This is a genomic window from Kineococcus deserti (genome assembly GCF_050871945.1).
Classification (GTDB): domain Bacteria; phylum Actinomycetota; class Actinomycetes; order Actinomycetales; family Kineococcaceae; genus Kineococcus.
This window is the reverse complement of record NZ_JBJLSI010000009.1, coordinates 92,671-112,857: the sequence shown is the minus strand read 5'-3', so window position 1 is coordinate 112,857 and position 20,187 is coordinate 92,671. Positions and strand designations below refer to the sequence as shown.

Annotated in this window: 17 protein-coding genes and 1 tRNA gene; 14 read left to right on the top strand and 4 right to left on the bottom strand. The window is 74.4% G+C overall.

What is annotated here, in order from left to right; genetic code table 11:
• Positions 1–22 precede the first annotated feature (22 nt).
• The gene (locus ACRYR2_RS09890; RefSeq protein WP_432562686.1) at positions 23–1,315 is read left to right on the top strand and encodes a glutamate-5-semialdehyde dehydrogenase; all 1,293 of its coding nucleotides are present in this window, start codon (positions 23–25) and stop codon (positions 1,313–1,315) included.
• On the opposite strand, the gene ACRYR2_RS09885 is transcribed toward ACRYR2_RS09890, so the two are convergent.
• Positions 1,300–2,271: a glycosyltransferase family 2 protein gene (locus ACRYR2_RS09885; protein ID WP_432562685.1), complete on the bottom strand. Its 972-nt coding sequence runs from the start codon at positions 2,269–2,271 to the stop codon at positions 1,300–1,302. The genes ACRYR2_RS09890 and ACRYR2_RS09885 overlap by 16 nt on opposite strands.
• A gap of 87 nt (positions 2,272–2,358) precedes the next feature.
• Here ACRYR2_RS09885 and ACRYR2_RS09880 point away from each other — a divergent pair, with 87 nt between their 5' ends.
• The 5 genes from ACRYR2_RS09880 (at position 2,359) to ACRYR2_RS09860 (ending at position 4,409) form a co-directional block, all read left to right on the top strand.
• Positions 2,359–2,517, top strand: a complete 159-nt coding sequence (locus ACRYR2_RS09880) for a hypothetical protein (protein WP_432562684.1) — start codon at positions 2,359–2,361, stop codon at positions 2,515–2,517.
• On the top strand, positions 2,514–3,158 hold the full coding sequence (gene nadD / locus ACRYR2_RS09875; protein ID WP_432562738.1) for a nicotinate-nucleotide adenylyltransferase: 645 nt from the start codon (positions 2,514–2,516) through the stop codon (positions 3,156–3,158). The genes ACRYR2_RS09880 and nadD overlap by 4 nt, the downstream gene beginning before the upstream one ends.
• Before the next feature lie 25 nt (positions 3,159–3,183).
• On the top strand, positions 3,184–3,564 hold the full coding sequence (gene rsfS / locus ACRYR2_RS09870) for a ribosome silencing factor (RefSeq protein WP_432562683.1): 381 nt from the start codon (positions 3,184–3,186) through the stop codon (positions 3,562–3,564).
• A gap of 43 nt (positions 3,565–3,607) precedes the next feature.
• The gene (locus tag ACRYR2_RS09865) at positions 3,608–4,240 is read left to right on the top strand and encodes a histidine phosphatase family protein (RefSeq protein WP_432562682.1); all 633 of its coding nucleotides are present in this window, start codon (positions 3,608–3,610) and stop codon (positions 4,238–4,240) included.
• A gap of 96 nt (positions 4,241–4,336) precedes the next feature.
• Positions 4,337–4,409: transfer RNA gene (locus ACRYR2_RS09860), tRNA-Ala, on the top strand.
• Positions 4,410–4,474: 65 nt separating this feature from the next.
• On the opposite strand, the gene ACRYR2_RS09855 is transcribed toward ACRYR2_RS09860, so the two are convergent.
• Both ACRYR2_RS09855 and ACRYR2_RS09850 read right to left on the bottom strand, forming a co-directional pair.
• Complete coding sequence (locus ACRYR2_RS09855) at positions 4,475–5,275, bottom strand: serine hydrolase (protein ID WP_432562681.1); 801 nt, start codon at positions 5,273–5,275, stop codon at positions 4,475–4,477.
• Positions 5,276–5,340: 65 nt separating this feature from the next.
• Positions 5,341–6,366 carry an LLM class flavin-dependent oxidoreductase gene (locus ACRYR2_RS09850; protein WP_432562680.1) on the bottom strand — a complete coding sequence of 342 codons (1,026 nt, stop codon included), beginning with the start codon at positions 6,364–6,366 and terminating at the stop codon, positions 5,341–5,343.
• A gap of 47 nt (positions 6,367–6,413) precedes the next feature.
• On the opposite strand from ACRYR2_RS09850, the gene ACRYR2_RS09845 reads away from it, so the two are divergent.
• From ACRYR2_RS09845 to ACRYR2_RS09830, 4 genes are all read left to right on the top strand, one after another.
• Positions 6,414–7,229: a shikimate 5-dehydrogenase gene (locus ACRYR2_RS09845; protein ID WP_432562679.1), complete on the top strand. Its 816-nt coding sequence runs from the start codon at positions 6,414–6,416 to the stop codon at positions 7,227–7,229.
• Positions 7,230–7,329: 100 nt separating this feature from the next.
• Positions 7,330–8,184 carry a GGDEF domain-containing protein gene (locus ACRYR2_RS09840; protein ID WP_432562678.1) on the top strand — a complete coding sequence of 285 codons (855 nt, stop codon included), beginning with the start codon at positions 7,330–7,332 and terminating at the stop codon, positions 8,182–8,184.
• A 170-nt stretch (positions 8,185–8,354) separates the two neighbouring features.
• On the top strand, positions 8,355–10,877 hold the full coding sequence (gene leuS / locus ACRYR2_RS09835) for a leucine--tRNA ligase (RefSeq protein WP_432562677.1): 2,523 nt from the start codon (positions 8,355–8,357) through the stop codon (positions 10,875–10,877).
• 5 nt (positions 10,878–10,882) lie between these two features.
• Positions 10,883–11,401, top strand: coding sequence for a GNAT family N-acetyltransferase (locus ACRYR2_RS09830; protein WP_432562676.1), 519 nt, complete (start codon positions 10,883–10,885; stop codon positions 11,399–11,401).
• A 68-nt stretch (positions 11,402–11,469) separates the two neighbouring features.
• Here the strand turns inward: ACRYR2_RS09830 and ACRYR2_RS09825 are convergent, their stop codons facing one another.
• Positions 11,470–13,728, bottom strand: a complete 2,259-nt coding sequence (locus ACRYR2_RS09825) for a glycoside hydrolase family 3 C-terminal domain-containing protein (RefSeq protein WP_432562675.1) — start codon at positions 13,726–13,728, stop codon at positions 11,470–11,472.
• Positions 13,729–13,774: 46 nt separating this feature from the next.
• On the opposite strand from ACRYR2_RS09825, the gene ACRYR2_RS09820 reads away from it, so the two are divergent.
• The 4 genes from ACRYR2_RS09820 to ACRYR2_RS09805 all read left to right on the top strand — a co-directional run bounded on the left by ACRYR2_RS09820 (position 13,775) and on the right by ACRYR2_RS09805 (position 20,173).
• Positions 13,775–14,368 (top strand): TetR/AcrR family transcriptional regulator, encoded by a 594-nt coding sequence (locus tag ACRYR2_RS09820; protein ID WP_432562674.1) that lies wholly within the window; start codon positions 13,775–13,777, stop codon positions 14,366–14,368.
• A gap of 95 nt (positions 14,369–14,463) precedes the next feature.
• Positions 14,464–15,354, top strand: coding sequence for a helix-hairpin-helix domain-containing protein (locus ACRYR2_RS09815; RefSeq protein ID WP_432562673.1), 891 nt, complete (start codon positions 14,464–14,466; stop codon positions 15,352–15,354).
• The gene (locus tag ACRYR2_RS09810) at positions 15,351–17,786 is read left to right on the top strand and encodes a ComEC/Rec2 family competence protein (RefSeq protein WP_432562672.1); all 2,436 of its coding nucleotides are present in this window, start codon (positions 15,351–15,353) and stop codon (positions 17,784–17,786) included. Before ACRYR2_RS09815 ends, ACRYR2_RS09810 begins: the two co-directional genes overlap by 4 nt.
• 83 nt (positions 17,787–17,869) lie before the next feature.
• Positions 17,870–20,173: a PEP/pyruvate-binding domain-containing protein gene (locus tag ACRYR2_RS09805; protein WP_432562671.1), complete on the top strand. Its 2,304-nt coding sequence runs from the start codon at positions 17,870–17,872 to the stop codon at positions 20,171–20,173.
• Positions 20,174–20,187 lie beyond the last annotated feature (14 nt).

Below are 20,187 nucleotides of genomic sequence, written 5' to 3'. Positions count from 1 at the left end.
GGGTGGGGCGTACGCTGGCCGCATGACTCTCGCCGCCGACCGTGGGACCTCCGTCGAGGACGCCGTACTGGCCGTCTGCCGTCGCGCGAAGGTCGCCTCCCGACCGCTGCGGATCGCGACCCGCGCGACGAAGGACGCTGCGCTGCAGACGATCGCGGACGCGCTGGAAGCGGCCACGGAGCGGATCGTCGCGGCCAACGGCCAGGACCTGGCGCGGGGCCGCGCGGCCGGGACGTCCGAGCACCTGCTCGACCGGCTCACCCTGGACCCCGCCCGCATCGCCGCCGTCGCCGGCGCCGTGCGCGAGGTCGCCGCGCTGCCCGACCCCGTCGGCGAGGTCGTCCGCGGCTCCACGCTGCCCAACGGCCTGAAGCTGCGGCAGCTGCGGGTGCCGATGGGCGTGCTCGGCGTCGTGTACGAGGCCCGGCCCAACGTGACCGTCGACGTGGCCGTCCTCGCGCTCAAGAGCGGCAACGCCGTCGTGCTGCGCGGCGGATCGGCCGCCATGAGCACCAACACCGTCCTCGTCGACGTCATCCGCGGCGCCCTGGAGTCGGCCGGCCTGCCCGCCGACGCCGTGACGAGCGTCGACGAGCACGGCCGCGACGGCGTGGGGGTCCTGCTGACCGCCCGCGGCCTGGTCGACCTGCTGGTCCCGCGCGGCGGTGCCGACCTCATCCAGCGCGTCGTGCGCGAGGCCACCGTGCCCGTCATCGAGACCGGCGTCGGCAACTGCCACGTCTACGTCGACGCCTCGGCCGACCTGCGTCAGGCCGTCGACGTCGTCCTGAACGCCAAGACCTCCCGGCCCAGCGTCTGCAACGCGGCCGAGACGGTGCTGGTCCACTCGGCGCTCGCGGCCGACTTCCTGCCGACGCTGCTGACCGCGCTGCACGAGGCCGGTGTCGTCCTGCACGCCGACGAGCGCTCGCGCACGGCCGCGCGGGCCGCGGGGGTTCCCGCGCAGGAGGTCACCGACGCGGACTGGGCCGCGGAGTTCCACGGTCTGGAGATCGCCGTCGGGGTGGTCGACTCGGTGCAGGAGGCCGTCGAGCACATCGGCCGCTGGAGCTCGGCGCACACCGAGGCCGTGCTGGCCACCGACGTCCGCGTCACCGACTACTTCTGCGCCGCCGTCGACTCGGCCGTCGTCGCGGTCAACGCCTCGACCCGGTTCACCGACGGCGGGGAGTTCGGCCTGGGCGCCGAGGTCGGGATCTCGACCCAGAAGCTGCACGCGCGCGGGCCGATGGGCCTGGCCGAGCTGACGACGACGACCTGGCAGGTCCTCGGCGACGGTCACGTCCGGGTCTGATCCCGCTCCTCCAGCGAGTCGCTCGCCACGAGGTACGTGGGCCGGTTCTGCGCCTGCACGTAGAGCCGGCCCACGTACTCCCCGAGCACGCCCAGGCACAGCAGCTGCAGCGTGCCCACCCCGGCCACCACGGCCAGCGTCGAGGTCCACCCCGGCACGGTCTGGCCGAAGGTGAAGGAGACCAGCGCGTACAGCAGCAGCAGGGACGTCAGCAGCGCCCCGCCCAGGCCGAAGAACGTGGCCAGCCGCAGCGGAGCGGTCGAGGAGCCGGTGATGGCGTCCAGCGACAACCGCAGCATCCGGGTCAGCGGGTACTTCGTCCGGCCGGCGCCGCGCGCCTGCCGCGCGTACCCCACGGTGGCCGAGGCGAACCCCAGTTCGGGCACGACCAGCCGCAGGACGCGGTGCGCCTCCGGCAGCCCCAGCACCGTGTCGACGACCACCCGGCTGGTGAAGCGGAAGTCGCCGGCCTGCTCGCGCGCCCGGCCGCCCAGGGTGCGGACCAGGCGGTAGAAGCCGGCGGCGGTGACGCGTTTGAGCACCGAGTCCACCGAGCGGTCCTCGCGCACCGCGTAGACGACGTCGTGCCCGGCGGCCGCCGCCTCCAGCAGCCGCGGCAGCAGTTCCGGCGGGTCCTGCAGGTCGGCGTCCATCGTCACGACCCCGTCGCGGCCCCGGGCGCGGGCCAGGCCGGCCGACAGGGCCGCCTGGTGACCGGAGTTCGTCCGCAGCCGCACCACCCGCAGCTGCGGCCACTGCCGGCGCAGCCGGGCCAGCAGCACCGGGGTGGCGTCGGTGCTGCCGTCGTCGACGACGAGCACCTCGTAGCCCTCGAGCCCGGAGGCCGCGAGGCCGTCGAGCACCGGCCGCAGCCGCGCGGCGAACACCGGCAGCACCTCGGCCTCGTCGAAGGCGGGCACGACCACCGAGAGCGCCGGGCGCGGGTCGGGGGACACGGGGCGATCCTCCCGCACGCGCCCAGGGGGTGACGTGCGAGACTGACCGACGAGTCAGACCTGTCGCACCCCGTGGAGGACGTTCCCATGCTGCACGCGCTCGTCGCGGAAGCCGCTCAGCAGACCGAAGAGGTCCACGGTGAGCTGCCCTTCCCGCCCATCGCCTTCGGCATCATCGCGGTGTGCGTGCTGGCCGCCATGCTCATCGTGACCCTGGCCTTCCGCAGCGTCGGGACCCGTCACTGAGTTCGACGGTGGGTCGCCGCCCACGCCTGGGGGTGATGGGCGGCACCTTCGACCCGATCCACCACGGTCACCTCGTGGCAGCCAGCGAGGTGGCGGCCCGGTTCGACCTCGACGAGGTCGTCTTCGTCCCGACGGGGCGGCCGTGGCAGAAGGCGCGCCGCGACCTCGCCCCGGCCGAGCACCGCTACCTCATGACCGTCATCGCCACGGCGTCCAACCCGCGCTTCACGGTCTCGCGCATCGACATCGACCGCGGTGGGTTCACCTACACGATCGACACCCTGCGCGAGCTGAGCCAGCTGCGCCCCGAGGCCGACCTGTTCTTCATCACCGGCGCCGACGCGCTCGCGCAGATCCTGCAGTGGAAGGACGTCGCCGAGCTCTGGTCGCTGGCCCACTTCGTCGGTGTCAGCCGGCCCGGCCACGCGCTGTCCGACGACGGGCTGCCGCTGGACGGGGTGAGCCTGATGGAGGTCCCGGCGCTGTCGATCTCCTCCACCGACTGCCGCCAGCGCGTCGCCGACGGCCTGCCGGTCTGGTACCTCGTCCCGGACGGTGTCGTCCAGCACATCTCCAAGCACCGGCTGTACGCGCTCGAGGCGCAGCCCGAGCCCGCCGCCGTGGGAGAATCGACCGGCTAGACCGATTCGCAACCCGAGGAGCCCCGTGCCCGCCACCGACCGTTCTCTCGAGCTCGTGACCGCAGCCGCGGCTGCGGCGACGGACAAGCTCGCGACCGACGTGATCGCGCTGGACGTCTCCGACCAGCTGTTCATCACCGACGCCTTCCTGCTCGCCTCGGCGCCCAACGAGCGCCAGGTGCGCGCGATCGCCGAGGCGATCGAGGAGAAGCTGCTGCCGCTGGGCGCCAAGCCCGTGCGGCGCGAGGGCGAGCGCGAGGGCCGCTGGGTCCTGCTCGACTTCGTCGACCTCGTCGTGCACGTCCAGCACACCGAGGAGCGCGAGTACTACGCGCTGGAGCGGCTCTGGAAGGACTGCCCGCTCATCGCGCTGCCCGAGCACGCCGCGAGCGACGCCCAGGCGTGAGCCGGCAGCGGCGCGCCGTGACGTCGTGCAGGGACGTCGCGGCGTGACCGCGCGCACCGTCGTCCTCTGGCGGCACGGGCGCACTCCCTTCAACGCGCAGAACCGCTTCCAGGGGCAGCTCGACGTCCCGCTCGACGACGTCGGGCGGGTCCAGGCCGCGGCCGCCGCCGCGCACCTGTCCACGTTCGCGTTCGACGCCGTCGTCGCCTCCGACCTGTCCCGGGCCGTCGACACCGCCGCGGCCCTGACCTCGCTGACCGGTCACGTCCTGACCCGCGACCCCGCCCTGCGTGAGGTCGACGCGGGGGAGTGGCAGGGCCTGCTCGGCACCGAGATCGCGCGGAAGTGGCCCGAGGAGCACGCCGCGTGGCGCCGCGGCGAGGACGTCCGGATGGGCGGCGGGGAGAACCGCACCGAACTGGGCCTGCGCGTCGCCGGTGCCGTCGAACGGCACGCGGCCGCCGTCGCCGACGGTGGGGCCCTGCTGATCGCCTCGCACGGCGCCGCGCTCAAGGCCGGCGTCCTGCGGCTCGTCGGGCTGCCCGTGAGCGCCGGTGGCGCCCTGGCGGGCTTCCGCAACTGCCACTGGGCCCTCCTGACCCGCCGCGCGGGCGGCTGGGTGCTGGAGGAGTACAACGCGGGCCCGGCCGGAGCGGGTGTCGGCGCGGAAGGCTGAGACGCCCGGGGAACGGGGGTGGTCAGGACCACCCCGCTGCGTAGGGTAATGTTCTCTTCGTCGCCAGGGGGGAACCCCGGGGGATGAACGAGGCAAGGGGCTGTGGCGCAGCTGGTAGCGCACCTCCATGGCATGGAGGGGGTCAGGGGTTCGAGTCCCCTCAGCTCCACACGAGAAGGGCCCGGACGGAAGTCCGGGCCCTTCGTGTTTCCCGGGCCGGTCTCCGGGACGTCGTCACCACGACCGGTCCAGTTCCCGCAGCAGGCCCGTGACGATCCGTGCCAGCGCGGGCCGCGACCCGTACGTCGCCGGCTGACCGCGGCGCACCGTCACCGCCACCAGCACCGCCCGCCGCCCGCGACGGGCCACGCCGACCAGCGCCCCCGTCCCGTAGCGGCCGACGGCGGCGGTGTGCGTCAGCCACCAGTCGCCGGGCAGCGGGGAGGTCGGCAGCAGGGCCGTCAGCCGGCCGCGTGGTGCCGGCGGCAGCACCCGTCCCAGCACCAGGGCTCCGTAGGTGCGGCCCAGGGCGGCCGCGGTGGTGGTGTCCTGCGGATCCCAGGGCGCGGCGGAGCGCGAGGCCGGGGCGACCCGGTCCAGACGCGTCCGGTCGTCGCCCAGACCGCGGCAGAACGCGGTCACCGCGGCGGGTCCGCCGGCCCGGGTCAGCAGCAGGTTCGTCGCGGTGGCGTCGGCCCGGCGCAGTGCCGCGTCGCCGAGCTGGGCGACGGTGAGGCCGTCCTGCAGGTGCCACGCGCACACCGGCGAGGAGCCGACCAGGTCGTCGCGGGAGTAGCGCACGCGCCGCCACAGCGCCGGAACGCCGTCGTCGTGCAGCAGCAGCCCGAGGGCGGGGCCGGCCGACAGGGTCAGCACCGGACGGGTTTCCCCCGGCCCCCGGGAGGTCCGGCGGCCGGTCAGCAGGTCCCGGGCCCAGAACGTCACGTCCTCGCTGCCGCCGTGCCCGGCGCCGAGGGCGGTCAGCGCCGCCGCACCGACGCCCGCCGACGTGACCGTGCGCCGCGAGACGTCCACGCCCGCCCCCTCCGACGGACCTGCTGGGGGTCCAGCGTCCTCCTGGCGGGCCGTCGGCGGAAGGGTCAGGCGGCGCGGCTCCAGCCCAGGGCCGGCGCCACGTGCTCGACGATCGAGCTCATGAGGTGGGTGTTGTAGTCGACCCCGAGGGCGTTGGGGATCGTCACCAGCAACGTGTCCGCCTCGCGCACCGCCGCGTCCTCGGCCAGGTCCTCGGCCACCTGGTCGGGGTCGCCGGCGTAGGTCTTCCCGAACCGCGCCAGTCCGGGTTCGCCGAGGGAGCCGACCTGGTCGGTCGAGCCCCGGTCGCGGCCGAAGTACGCCTCGTCGAGGTCGTCGACGATCGGCACCACGCTGCGGCTCACCGAGATCCGCGGCTCACGCTGCCAGCCGGACTCCTTCCAGACCTGCCGGTACAGCGCGATCTGCTCGGCCTGCAGCTCGTCGAACGGCACGCCGGTGTCCTCGGTCAGCAGGGTCGAGCTCATGAGGTTCATGCCCTGCTGCGCCGTCCACCTCGCGGTCTCGCGGGTGCCCGAGCCCCACCAGATCCGCTCGGACAGGCCGGGGGACTGGGGCAGGACCGGCAGCTGGACGCTGCGGCCGGTCATCCGCGGGTTCGACTCCGCCACGCCCGCGCCGGCGATCGCGCGGCGGAAGACCTCGGTGTGCCGGCGGGCCATGTCGGCCTCGGTCTCACCGTCGGCCGGGACGTACCCGAACGTGGCCGGGCCGTGCAGCGCGGGCTCGGGTGATCCCCGGCTCACGCCGAGCTGGAGCCGGCCGTCGGAGAGGAGGTCCGTCATCGCGGCCTCCTCCGCCATGTACAGCGGGTTCTCGTACCGCATGTCGATGACGCCGGTGCCCAGCTCGATGCGGCTGGTGCGGGCGGCCATGGCCGCCAGGACGGGGAAGGGCGCGGCCTGCTGGCGGGCGAAGTGGTGCACGCGGACGTAGGCGCCGTCGAAGCCGAGCTCCTCGGCCGCGACCGCCAGTTCGACCGTCTGCACGAGGGCCTCGCGCGCGGTCCGGGCCGCCGAGCCCTGGACCGGCTGGTAGTGCCCGAAGGACAGGAATCCGATGCGCTTCACGTGGTCATTGAACCATCAACATCCCAGGCGTGTTCCAGGATGGCGGGGTGATCTCCAAGGACACCCAGCTGTGCATCTCCCTGTCGGGTCGCCCGAGCAACCTGGGCACCCGCTTCCACAACTTCCTCTACGACGAGCTCGGCCTCGACTTCGTCTACAAGGCGTTCACCACGACCGACCTGCCGGCGGCCGTCGGCGGGATCCGTGCCCTCGGCATCCGGGGCGCCGGGATCTCGATGCCCTTCAAGGAGGCCGTCATCCCGCTCGTCGACGAACTCGAGCCGTCGGCCGCGGCCATCGACTCGGTCAACACGATCGTCAACACGCACGGGCGGCTGGTCGCGTGCAACACCGACTACCTCGCCGTGGCCGGGCTCCTGACCGAGCACGCGATCACCCCGCGCGGGACCACCGCCGTCCTGGGCAGCGGGGGGATGGCCAAGGCCGCGCTGGCCGCCCTGCGCGACCAGGGCTTCGGCGACCTGCTCGTCGTGGCCCGCAACGAGCAGACCGGCCGGGCGCTCGCGCAGCAGTACGGCGCGCGCTGGCAGGCCGAGGTCGGCCAGCTCCGGCCGGCCCTGCTGCTCAACGCCACGCCGGTCGGCATGGCCGGTGGGCCGGGCGCCGACCAGCTGCCGGTGCCGCGCGCGGTCGTGGAGGCCGCCGAGGCCGTCTTCGAGGTCGTGGCCGTCCCCGAGGACACCCCGCTGGTGCGGCTGGCCCGCGAGCTCGGACGGGCCGTCGTCACGGGCACCGAGGTCGCCGCGCTGCAGGCCGCCGAGCAGTTCGCGCTGTACACGGGGGTGCGCCCGACCCCCGACCAGGTCCGCCGAGCGGGTGAGTTCTCGCGCCGCCAGGGGTGAGCTGGGGGCACCGGTCACCGGGGCGCGCGAAGATCGGTGGATGCGCTCCTCACCCGCTCGCCGCATCCAGACCGGAGCACGTCCTGCCGAGGACGTGAGCGTGAGCAGCGCGCCCCGGCCCGGCGAGCCGACGATCCGTCCCGCCCGCGCCGGCACCGGACCGGACACGCGGGGGCTGGGTGCCGCCCTCCTGCTGGTCCCGGCCGCCGGTGCGGTCGCCGTCGCGGTGACGGCGGCCGTGGCCTCCCTCACCGTGGTCCTCGTCGTCGCCCTCGTGGCGGTCACGGTGGTCGCGGCCGTGCTCGCCGGCGCGCTGATCGCCTCGGTGCGGGCGCACCGGGCGGCCGAGCACGCCGCCGACCAGTTGCTGTCGGCGCTGGAGGCCGCCCGCGACGAGAACGTCAACGACACCGTCACGGGGCTGCTGAACCGTCGCGGGCTGGTGCTCGTCGGCAACCAGGTCCTGGAGTCCGCGCGGCGCTCGGGTGGGGCCGTGCACGCGTGCGTCGTGGAGGTCACCCCGGGCGTGGTGCTGGGGGGAGCGGCCCGCACGGTCGAGGAGGTCCGCAGCCGCCGGGAGGCCGAGTGGGTCGCGGCCGCGGCCGCGCTGCGCGGGGCCACCCGGACCTCCGACGTCGTGGCCCGCGAGGGCGATGGCCGGTTCGTCGTGCTGGGGCCGGGATCGGGGCTGCACGCCCAGGAGCTCGAGCGCCGCATCCGGGTCGGGCTCGCCCAGGGCCGGCTGGCCGGTGGCGGGGACCGCGCGACCCGGCTGGCCGTCGAGGCCGGCGCCGCCGTGCTGGCCCCGTGGGACGAGGGCGGGGTGAGCGACCTGCTGGTGCGCGCCGAGCAGGCCCTGGCCCAACGCCGTGCGTTGCGCCGCAGCACACCCCAGCACGGGTGGGGCCGTCGGCGCAGCGACCGCGGTGCGCGCCCGGAGCGCCCGCAAGCCTGAGGCCTGCCCGACGGAGTAGGCTGACCCCCGTGTCATCCCGCCGACTTCCCAGCCGGTGCTGAGCTGCTGCCCCCCGCAGGTGCTCGCACCGTGACCCCTCCTGCGCGAGGGGTCTTCCGCTGTTCGAGGCAGTTCCGGATGCGGGAGCACGGATGCACCGAGAGGACGAGATGACGCAGACGGACGAACAGGCGCGCCCCGAGGACGCCGAGGAGCAGCGCTACGACGCGTTCGCGCTGCAGGACAAGTGGCTGCCCGTCTGGGACGAGCTCAAGCCGTTCCGCAGCGGCGAAGCCGGGGACGAGCGCCCCAAGAAGTACGTGCTGGACATGTTCCCCTACCCCTCCGGCGACCTGCACATGGGTCACGCCGAGGCGTACGCCCTGGGCGACGTGATCGCCCGGTACTGGATGCAGCGCGGGTTCGACGTCATGCACCCGATCGGCTGGGACGCCTTCGGCCTGCCGGCCGAGAACGCCGCCATCAAGCGCGGGCTGGACCCGCGGCAGTGGACGTACGACAACATCGCCCAGCAGCGCGCCTCGATGCGCCGCTACGCGTGCTCCTTCGACTGGGACCGCGTGCTGCACACGTCGGACCCGGAGTACTACAAGTGGAACCAGTGGCTGTTCCTGAAGCTGTACGAGAAGGGCCTGGCCTACCGCAAGGACTCCCTGGTCAACTGGGACCCGGTCGACCAGACGGTGCTGGCCAACGAGCAGGTGCTGCCCGACGGCACCTCCGAGCGCTCGGGCGCGAAGGTCGTCAAGAAGAAGCTGACGCAGTGGTACTTCCGGATCACCGAGTACGCCGACCGGTTGCTGGACGACCTGGACGGTCTGGAGGGCAAGTGGCCCGCCAAGGTCATCTCGATGCAGCGCAACTGGATCGGGCGTTCCACCGGCGCTGAGGTCGAGTTCGCGATCGAGGGCCGCGAGGAGCCCGTGACGGTCTACACGACCCGTCCGGACACCCTGCACGGGGCGACCTTCATGGTCGTCGCGGCCGACTCCGACCTGGCCGAGGAACTGGCCTCCGGTGCCTCCCCGCAGGTGCGCGAGGCGTTCGAGGCCTACCGCACCCAGGTGCAGGAGACGTCCGAGATCGACCGGCTGTCCTCCGAACGCGAGAAGACCGGCGTCGACCTGGGCCGGTTCGCGGTCAACCCCGTCAACGGCGAGCGGCTGCCGATCTGGGCCGCGGACTACGTGCTGGCCGACTACGGCACCGGCGCGATCATGGCGGTGCCCGCGCACGACCAGCGCGACCTGGACTTCGCCCGCGCCTTCGGCCTGCCCGTGCGGGTGGTCGTCGACGTCCGCGACGCCGACGGCGACCCGCTGCCGGACCCGGCGGAGTCCGGTGAGGCCACCGCGGGCGACGGGGTGCTGGTGAACTCCGGCCCGCTGGACGGTCTGGACAAGAAGGCCGGCATCGCCCGGGCGATCGAGCTGCTGGTGACCGAGGGCAAGGGCCGGCCGGCGAAGAACTACCGGCTGCGCGACTGGCTGATCTCCCGGCAGCGCTACTGGGGCACGCCGATCCCGATCATGCACACGCAGACCGGCGAGGTTCCCGTCCCCGAGGACCAGCTGCCCGTCGTGCTGCCGCCGTCGGAGGGGCTGAACCTGACCCCGAAGGGAACCTCCCCGCTGGGGGCGGCCGAGGAGTGGGTCAACGTGCCCAGCCCGGTCGACGGAACTCCCGCGCGCCGCGACCCCGACACGATGGACACGTTCGTCGACTCGTCCTGGTACTACCTGCGCTTCGTGTCCCCGAACGACGACACCAAGGCGTTCGACGAGGACCTCATCGCGAAGTGGGGTCCGATCGACCAGTACGTCGGCGGCGTGACCCACGCGATCCTGCACCTGCTGTACGCGCGGTTCATCACCAAGGTGCTGCACGACATGGGGTACCTGCCCTTCGACGAACCCTTCACCCGCCTGCTGAACCAGGGCATGGTGCAGATGGAGGGTTCGGCGATGAGCAAGTCGAAGGGGAACATCGTCCGGCTGTCCGAGCAGCTGGAGGAGCACGGCGTCGACGCCATCCGCCTGACCATGGCGTTCGCCGGCCCGCCGGAGGACGACATCGACTGGGCCGACGTGTCCCCGTCGGGGTCGGCGAAGTTCCTGGGCCGTGCCTGGCGACTGGCGCGCGACGTCACCTCCCCTGCGGGAGTGGACTTCTCCACGGGCGACGTGGCGCTGCGCCAGGTGACGCACAGGACGCTGCACGAGATCGCGCAGCACGTCGAGTCCTACCGGTTCAACGTCGCCGTCGCCCGCGTCATGGAACTGGTCAACGCGACCCGCAAGGCCATCGACTCCGGTGCCGGTGCGGGCGACCCCGCCGTGCGCGAGGCCACCGAGGCCGTCGCGATCGTGCTGTCGCTGTTCGCGCCCTACGTCGCCGAGGACATGTGGTCCCTGCTGGGCCACGAACCGGCCGTCGCCCGGGCGGGCTGGCCGACGGTGGACGAGGCGCTGCTGGTCCAGGACACCGTGACCTGCGTCGTGCAGATCAAGGGCAAGGTCCGCGACCGCCTCGAGGTCTCGCCCGACATCTCGCAGGAGGCGCTGCAGGAACTGGCGCTGGCGAGCGAGAAGGTGCAGGCGGCGCTGGAGGGCCAGGGGGTGCGGACGGTCATCGTCCGGGCGCCGAAGCTGGTCAACATCGTCCCGGCCTGAGAACCGTGACGGGCTTCCCGCTGTCCACCTCGCGGCTGCTGCTGCGGCGGTGGACGGCGAGCGACCGCGAACCGCTGGCGGCGCTCAACGCCGATCCCGAGGTCATGCGGTACTTCCCCTCGGTGCTGGACCGCGAGGCCTCCGACCGGCTGGCCGACTACGCCGACGGGTGCTTCGAGACCCTGTCGGCCGGAGGGCAGCCGTTCGGCCTCACGGCCGTGGAGCGCCGCGCGGACGGCCGCTTCCTGGGTTTCACCGGGCTGCACCGGATGCGCTGGTACCCCGACGACGTCGAGATCGGCTGGCGGCTGGCCCGTGACGTGTGGGGCCAGGGCCTGGCCACCGAGGCCGCCCGGGCCTGGGTGGCACGAGCGCGGGACGTGCACGCGCTGCCCCGGCTGATCTCCGTCGTCCACCCCGGCAACGCCGCGAGCCTGGCGGTGACCCGCAAGCTCGGCATGCGCGAGGGCTGGCGGGCCGAGGCCGAGGGGCAGCCGCACGTGGTGATGGTGCTGGACCTGTGAACGTCCGGCCGTTGCCGGTGGACGGCCCGCCCGGGAGCTGACGGTCGTCGGCCCCCGGGCGGAACCGCTCAGGAGGCGTCGGCCTCGGACAGCAGCTTCGGCAGGTCGGACTCGGCGATCGGGAACCCGGGGAAGCGCGTGAGGCGCAGCAGCGGGATGGCCCGCATCATCTGCCCGTTGTGCGGGTCGAACATCATCTCGCTCCACGCGGTGCCCTCGAGCGCCTCGCGGACCTTCTCGCCGGCGGACGGGTGCGCCAGCCACTCCTCGGCCTCGGAGTCCTGCGCCAGCGGGGTGACGACGCCGTCGCCGGGGAGTTCGATCGTGGTGGCCAGGCGGATGTCGCGCGAGGAGGCGCCGACGCGGACGCCGAACTCGCCGCCCTCGACGACCCACCGCCCGGCGGTGGTGTGCCAGAAGGAGAACGCGCGCTCGTCCAGGGTCACGACGACCTCGCGGCTCTCGCCGGGCTCCAGGGTGACGCGGGCGAAACCCTTCAGCTCGGCGTCCGGGCGAGAGACGCTGGCCTCGGTGTCGGCCACGTACACCTGGACGACCTCGCTGCCGGCGACGTCCCCGGAGTTCCGGATCGTCACGTGGACGTCGAGGCCGTTCTCGCCGGCCTGCAACTGCAGGTCGGAGTACTCGAACGTCGTGTAGGACAGACCGTGACCGAACGCGGCGGCCACGGGCAGCGACCGCGCGTCGTACCAGCGGTACCCGACGAGCAGGCCCTCGCCGTAGCGGACGTGACCCTGCTCGCCGGGGAAGTTCCCGATCGTCGGGTTGTCGCGGTAGTTCACCGGGATCGTCTCGGCGAGCTTGCCGGAGGGGTTGGCGACACCGCAGAGCAGGTCGGCGACGGCGCCGCCGCCGGCCTGGCCGCCCAGCCAGCCCTCCAGGACGGCCTTGACCGAGTGCTGCCACGGTTCGAGGTTGACGACGGAACCGTTGGCCAGCACGACCACGACGTTCGGGTTCGCGGCGACGACCCGTTCCAGCAGGTCCAGCTGCGTGGGCGGCAGGTTGGTGTGCTCGCGGTCGTAACCCTCGGACTCGTAGGAGGCCGGCAGACCCAGGAAGACGACGACGACCTCGGCCGCGGCCGCGTGGGCGACGGCCTGGCTGACCAGTTCCTCGGCGGCCTCCTCGGACTCGGGGACGTAGCCGGCGGCGAAGGTCACCTCGCGCGACCCCTGGAACTGGGCCGTCAGCGCGCTGAGCGCGTCGTCGAGCCGGGTCGGGTTCACCTGCGAGGAGCCGGCGCCCTGGTAGCGCGGGGTGCGCGCGAACTCGCCGACCACGGCGACGGTGCCGCCGGTCGCCGCCAGCGGCAGCGCGTTCTGCTCGTTCTTCAGCAGGACCGCGCTCTGGGTGGCGGCCTCCCGGGCCAGGGCGTGGTGGGCGTCCACGTCGAACGATCCCGGGTCGGCCAGGGCGGCCCTGGCCTTCTCGACGAGGTTCAGGACGTTCAGCACGGCCTTGTCGAGGGCCTCGGTGCTCAGCGTCCCGGCGTTCACGGCCTCGACGATGCGCCGGGTTCCCGCGCCGGACGACGACGGCATCTCCAGGTCGAGCCCGGCGCGCACGCCGTCCTCACGGACGTTGACCGCACCCCAGTCGGAGACGACGAGGCCCTCGAAACCCCACTCCTCGCGCAGGACCCGGGTCAGCAGCCACGGGTCCTCGGAGGCGTAGACGCCGTTGATGCGGTTGTAGGAGCACATGACCGTCCACGGCTGCGCCTTCTTCACCACGCGCTCGAAGGCGGTGAGGTAGATCTCGCGCAGCGTGCGCTCGTCGACGTCGGCGGAGATCGTCATCCGCTGCGTCTCCTGGTTGTTGGCCGCGTAGTGCTTCAGCGACGTCCCCACGCCCTGGCTCTGCACCCCCGCGACCATGGCGGCGGCCAGGTCGCCGGCCAGCACCGGGTCCTCGGAGAAGTACTCGAAGTTGCGCCCGCACAGGGGGGAGCGCTTCATGTTCACGCCCGGGCCGAGCAGGACCGACACCTTCTCGGCGCGCGTCTCGCGCCCCAGGGCCTCACCCACGCGCTGCAGCAGCTCGACGTTCCACGACGAGGCCAGCCCGGCGGCCGGCGGGAAGCAGGTGGCCGGCACGCTGGCGTTCAGGCCGAGGTGGTCGCCGCCCTCGCTCTGCTTGCGCAGGCCGTGCGGGCCGTCGGTGACCATGAGCGCCGGGATGCCCAGCCGCTGCACGGGTTCGGTGTGCCAGAAGTCGGAGCCGTCCAGCAGGGCGGCCTTCTCCTCGAGCGTCAGCTGAGCGAGCAGCTCGGCCGGCGAGCTCGGGACGTCGGTGTCGGTCATGGCGGGAGGCTACCCCCAAAACCGTTCAGGTGATAGGTATTGGCTCATGGCCAACCAGGGAGCCACCCGCGGGGAGTACGCGAAGGGGCGCGCCCGGCGCGAGCTGATCCTGACCGAGGCGGTGGCCCTCTTCGCCGAGTCGGGGTACCGCGCAGCCTCCCTGCGCGACCTCGCTTCCCGCTGCGGGTTGTCGCTGGCCGGGCTGCTGCACCACGTGGGCGACAAGGAGTCGCTGCTGCTGGCGGTGCTCGAGCGCCGCGACGTCGACGACGCGGCCGCCTCGGACCTCCAGGAGGGGTCGGGGCGGCAGCGACTGGCCGCACTGGTGGACGTCGTGCGCCGCAACACCGGCCGGCGCGGGATCGTCGAGCTGTTCAGCGTGCTGTCCGCCGAGGCGACCTCACCGGAGCACCCCGCGCACGGTTTCTTCGACCAGCGCTACCGGCGCATCGTCGCGACCCTGTCCGACGCCTTCGCCGACTGCGGCCACCCGGCTCCGGACTCGGCGGCGCGGCGCCTGGTCGCGGTGATGGACGGGTTGCAGGTGCAGTGGCTGCTGCACCCGGATGACCTCGACATGGTCGCCGAGGTGCAGGCGCAGGTGGAACGGGAACTCCTGGGGACGCGCGCCGCCACGTGACACCGCGGTGTCCACAGGGCATCCGGGCTCCGCGCCGTCCACAACCGGGTCGGTGCCGGCCCGGTCCGCCGGCGGGGGCTGCCTAGGTTCTCGGCGTGCCCTCGTCCTACCGGTCCCGCGACGCGCTCTCGCGTGCCCGGGGGATCGCGGCCCGGCAGTTCCGCGAGTTCCCCGACCCGCTGGACGACCTCGGCCACGACGACCTCGGCCACGACGACCTCGGCCACGACGACCTCGACGACGACCTCGACGGGCCCGAAGGAGGCCAGGCCGCCGGGGGACCCCTGGGGGAGTGGCGGCGCCGGGTCGCCGACCGCACCCCGCCGGGGGTGCGGGCCGCCCGGGTGCGTGTCGATCCCCGGGCGGCCGTCGGGGTGTTCCTGATCGGTCTCCTCGTGGCCGCCGTGCTGGGGTTCTGGGCCTGGCGCAGCTGGCCGGCGCCGGCCGGGGACCCGGGGCAGGCGCTGCCCGAACGCAGCGGACCGGTCGCCGCGGGCGTTCCCGCGGCAGCGTCGTCGGTTCCGACGGCGTCGGCGGCGTCGGCGGCGTCGGCGGCGCCGACGGTGGTCGTCGTGCACGTCGCGGGGCGGGTCGCCGCACCCGGCGTCGTGACGCTGCCCGTGGGCAGCCGGGTCTCCGACGCCCTCACGGCCGTCGGGGGCGCGGCGCCCGACGCCGACCTCGACGCGGTGAACCTCGCACGCGTCCTCGTCGACGGCGAGCAGGTCCTGGTACCTGGGCCGGGTGAGGTTCCCCCCGCCCCGGCGGGGAACCAGGGCGCCTCCGCCGCACCGGGTCCGGTGAACCTCAACACCGCCTCGGCCACCGACCTGGACGAACTCCCCGGCGTCGGCGAGGTCCTCGCCGGGCGGATCGTGGCCTGGCGCGAGACCAACGGGAACTTCACGTCCGTCGAGGACCTCGGCGAGGTCCAGGGCATCGGCCCGAAGGTCCTGGAGGACCTGCGCGACCTGGTGACGGTGTGAGCGCCGGCCGGGCCGTCGGGCCCCCGCCGGTCGCCCTGGACCTGCGGCTGGCGGCGCTCGCCGGCGGGGCGTGGGGAACGGCGTTCTGGGCCACGGGTTCCCCGCACCTGGGGTGGCGGGCGGTGGTGGCCGGGGCCGCCGCCCTCCTGGTCACCGTGACCGGACTGGTCCTGGTCCGTCGCGGCGCCCGGGTCGTGCTGGTGGCCTGCGGGTGCCTGCTGGTGCTGTTCTCGGTCGCGGTGCAGCACAGCAGGTCCTCCTCCGGTGGCGTCGCGGAGCTCGCCGAGCGCCGGGTGTCCGGGACGGTCACGGCAACCGTCGGTTCCGACCCGCGGGAACTGGCCTCCCGCGAGGGGCGACCGCCCCGCGTCGTCCTGGACGTCCGGCTGACCGGGCTGACCGGGCGGGGAACCACGACCGCGCTGTCCACCCCGGCCACCGTGTTCGCCGACGCGCAGGCCTGGCGGGACGTCCGGTTCGGCGAGCAGATCGAGTTCGACGGGCGGTGGGGGCCGGCCGACCCGGGCGAGAGGTCCCTGGTCCTGGTCTCGGCGAGCGGGCCGCCCGTCGCGGCCGGCGCACCCGGGCCGGCCCTGCGCGCCGCGGAGCACCTGCGCTCCGGCCTGCGGCAGGCGGTCTCGGGGCAACCCGCCGACGCGCGGGGACTGCTGCCCGGTCTCGTGGTGGGCGACACCTCCGCGCTGCCCGCCGACCTCGAGGCCGCCATGCGTCAGGTGGGGCTGACCCACCTGACGGCCGTGAGCGGCTCGAACACCACGCTCGTCGTGGGTTTCCTCGTCCTGGTCGCGTCCTGGCTGGGGTTCGGTCGCCGCAGCCGCCTGCTGGTCGCGGGCGTGGGCCTGGTGGGTTTCGTCGTGCTGGCGCGGCCCGAACCCAGCGTGCTGCGCGCGGCGGTCATGGGTGGGGTCGGCATGGCCGGTCTGGCGGCCGGGCGGCCGGTCCGCGGGATCCCCGTCGTGGCCGCGGCGGTCGTGGTGCTCCTGGTGGCCGACCCGTGGCTGGCGCGGGAGTTCGGCTTCGTCCTGTCGGCGCTGGCCACGAGCGCGCTGGTGCTGTTCGCCCGGCCCTGGGCCGACCGGCTCGCCGAGGCCGGAGCGCCCCGCCCGCTGGCCTACGCGGTGGCCGTTCCGGTTGCCGCGCAGGCGGTCTGCGGTCCCGTGGTGGTGCTGTTGCAGCCGTCGGTGAACCTGGTGTCCATCCCGGCGAACGTGCTGGTCGCCCCCGCGGTGGCGCCGGCGACGGTGATCGGCCTGGGTGCGACCCTGCTGGCGACGGTGTGGCCCGCGGGTGCGGCGGTCCTGGCGTGGCCGGCGGGGTCGTGCACCTGGTGGATCGCCGTCGTGGCCCGGGCGGGTGCGGAACTGCCGACGGCGTTGCCGGTGCCCTCCGGGGCGGTCGGTGCGGCCGTGGTCGCCGTGCTGACCGCGCTGCTGCTCGGCGCGGTCGCGGCGGTGGTCAGGTTCCGCCGCCAGGGTGGGGAACGGCGGGGCGCGGGCCGGCCGTGGCTGGCGGCGGCGGCGGTGCTGGCGCTGGCCGGCGCGCTGCTGGTGCGGTGCGCGCCGGGCTGGGGTGGGCCGTCGGGTCCGTGGCCGCCACCGGACTGGTTGGTCGTGGGCTGCGACGTGGGCCAGGGCGACGCGTTCGTGCTGCGCTCGGGGCAGCGGTCGGCGGTGCTCGTCGACGCCGGCCCCGACGACGTCCTCGTCGACGGGTGCCTGGACCGGCTCGACGTGGAACGGCTGGACGCGGTGGTGCTCACCCACTTCCACGCCGACCACGTCGGCGGTCTGGCCGGCGCGCTGGAGGGTCGCGAGGTGGGAACGGTCCTGGTGTCCCCGCTGGCCGTCGACCCCGCTGCCGGGCGGGTCTCCGGGACGGCCGCGCAGGCGGGTGCGGACGTCACCGTCGCGCAGGCCGGGCAGGAGGGCGCGGCCGGTCGGGTGTCCTGGACGGTCCTGGGACCCGAACCCGCGGCCGGCCGGGTGCGTGCACCCGACTCCGCGCAGGTCAACGACGCCAGCGTGTCGCTGCTCGCGCAGGTGGCCGGGGTGCGGGTCCTGCTGACCGGGGACCTGGAGGACGGCGGGCAGCGCCGACTGCTGGCGCGCCTGCCCGCGGGCACCACGGTCGACGTCGTCAAGGTCGCCCACCACGGGTCGGCCACGCAGTTCGAGGACCTCTACGCGACGGTCCGCCCACGCGTCGCCCTCGTCGGGGTCGGTGAGGGCAACGACCACGGTCACCCGGCGCCGGGAACCCTCGACCTGCTGGCCGGGACGGGCGCCCGGGTCCTGCGGACCGACACCGGCGGAGACGTCGCGGTGGTGGGGACGGCGGGGGAGTTGCGCACCCTCGTGCGGGGATCCGATGCCACGCAAGCCGATCGCCGCGCCCGGTACTCGGCGGGATGATGCCCGTCACTCGTCGTGGCGGGCGCCGGTCACCTGCGGGTAACGTCCGGTTCCCCGCCCCGACACCCGGTGGAAGGCAGGACATGACAGCGCCGATCGTGGTCCCGCTGGTCGAGGCGGCCGGTCTGCCCGCCACCGTCGTGGGCGGCAAGGCCGCCCCGCTGGCCCGGCTGGCGGCGGCGGGTTTCCCGGTGCCGGCCGGTCTGGTCGTGACGACCGCGGCCCGCGGCCGGGTCGACGAGCAGGTGACCGCGGCCCTCCTGCAGGCCCTGCCGGGCATCGCGCCGGACGGGGAACTGCTGGCGGTGCGGTCCTCGGCCACCACCGAGGACGGCGCCGACGCCTCCTACGCCGGGCAGTACGAGACGTTCCTGAACCTGCGGGCCGAGGAGGTCCCGGACGCCGTCGACCGCTGCCTGCGGGCGGCGACCGGCGCCGTTCCCACCGCCTACCGGGCCGGTCGTGACGTCGACCCCGCAGCGCAGTCCGAGATGGCGGTGCTCGTGCAGGTGATGGTGCCGGCCGTCGCGGCCGGGGTCGCCTTCACCGCCAACCCGCTGACCGGGGACCGCGCCGAGACCGTGGTGACCGCCGTCCGGGGCCTGGGGGAACGACTGGTCAGCGGGCAGGCCGACGGCGACCACTGGACCGTCCGCGACGGCAGGGCGAGAGCGCAGCGCCTCGACGAGGAGGCGATCGACGCCGCGCAGGCCGCTGCGGTCGCCGCCCTGGGCGCCGACGTGGCCCGGGCCCTGGCGTCCGGGGGCCGGGGGATCCCGGTGGACCTCGAGTGGGCGATCGGGCCCGGGGGACGGTTGCTGCTCCTGCAGGCCAGACCCATGACCGCCCTGCCCGACCCGGTCGAGTGGACGGCACCCGGTCCGGGGGTGTGGATGCGGAACTTCCGTCTGGGGGAGTGGCTGCCCGAGCCGGTGACCCCGCTGTTCGGCGACTGGCTGTTGGAACTGCTCGAGCGGGGGTACCTGGACGGGATGCGGGACAGCATCGGCATCGCCGTCGAGTTCCCGCACGCGCTGGTCGACGGCTGGTACTACAACACCACCCCGCGCCCGGGCCCGGGAACGCTCGTGCAGGCGCTGGTGCACACCCGCGGCCGCATCGTCCCGGTGCTCTACCAGGCGCTGGGCAACGTCTTCCGCGACCCGGTCGCCGCCGACCGGGCCGTTCTGCGGGACCTGCACCGCCTGTGGCAGGACGTGGAACTGCCCCGGTACCGGCGGCTGGTCGAGGAGGCCGAGCACCGCCTGGAGACCGCCGGTGACCTGGAGGATCTGGACGACCTGACCGGCCTGGTCGATCGGATCGGATCGGTGGCGGGCCGGCAGTTGTGGTTCCTGGCCGTCGTCGGCGGGGCGGCCTGGAAGATGGAACGGTGCCTGGCCCGTTTCGCCGGTCGCCACCTGGGCGCGCTGACCGGGCCCGACGGCCCGCTGGCCGACGGGGTGCAGGTCCTGGTGAGCGGGCTGGAGGGCGTCGACACCCGGCCACCACCGCACGCGGTGTCCACCGTCGACTGGTACCGGCCCACCCTGGGCGAGACCGGCGCGCAGGCCGGTCCGCCGGACCGCCCGGAGCGTCGGGACGGGTTGCGCGCCCAGCGGGAGGAGGCCGAGGCCGCCTGCCTCGCGGCCCTGGCCGATCCCCGGCGGCGGCGGCAGTTCAGCGGACTGCTCGCCGTGAACCGGCGTTACGCGGAGGTGCGCGAGCACCAGGTCCGCGAACTCACCCTCGGCTGGCCGGTGCTGCGAGCCGTCGTGCGCCGGATCGGGGAACTCCTGGTGCGGCGCGGAACGCTGGAGGAGTCCGACGACGTGTTCTTCCTGCACCGCGGCGAGTTCGGCGCCGCCGGTGCCGTGTCGGCCACCGCCCGCGACCGGCGGGCACGGTGGCAGGCGCAGCGTCGACACCTCGCACCGCTCACCCTGGGCCGGCACGGCCCCCGCGGCGGCGGTCCCCTCCAACGGATCGCCGGGAACGGCCGGCCCGGCCCGGTCCCGGCCGGCGCCGTGGTCGGGCAGCCCGCCAGCGCCGGCCGGGTCTCCGGAGTGGTGCGGGTGCTCACCGACCTCGCCGAGGCCTCCAGCCTGCGCCCGGGAGAGGTCCTGGTCACCCCGGCCACCACGCCCGCCTGGACCCCCCTGTTCGCCACGGCCGCAGCGGTCGTCACCGACAGTGGCGCGCTCACCGCGCACGCCTCCATCGTGGCCCGCGAGTTCGGCATCCCCGCCGTCGTCGGCACCGCGGACGGAACCCGCCGGCTGCGCACGGGCGACCACGTCGTCGTCGACGGTTCGGCCGGGATCGTCACGCCCACCTCCGGTGCGGCCGGGCTCCGGGACGGGGTGCGGGAGACCGCCCCTGGCTAGGATCGCCTCCACCA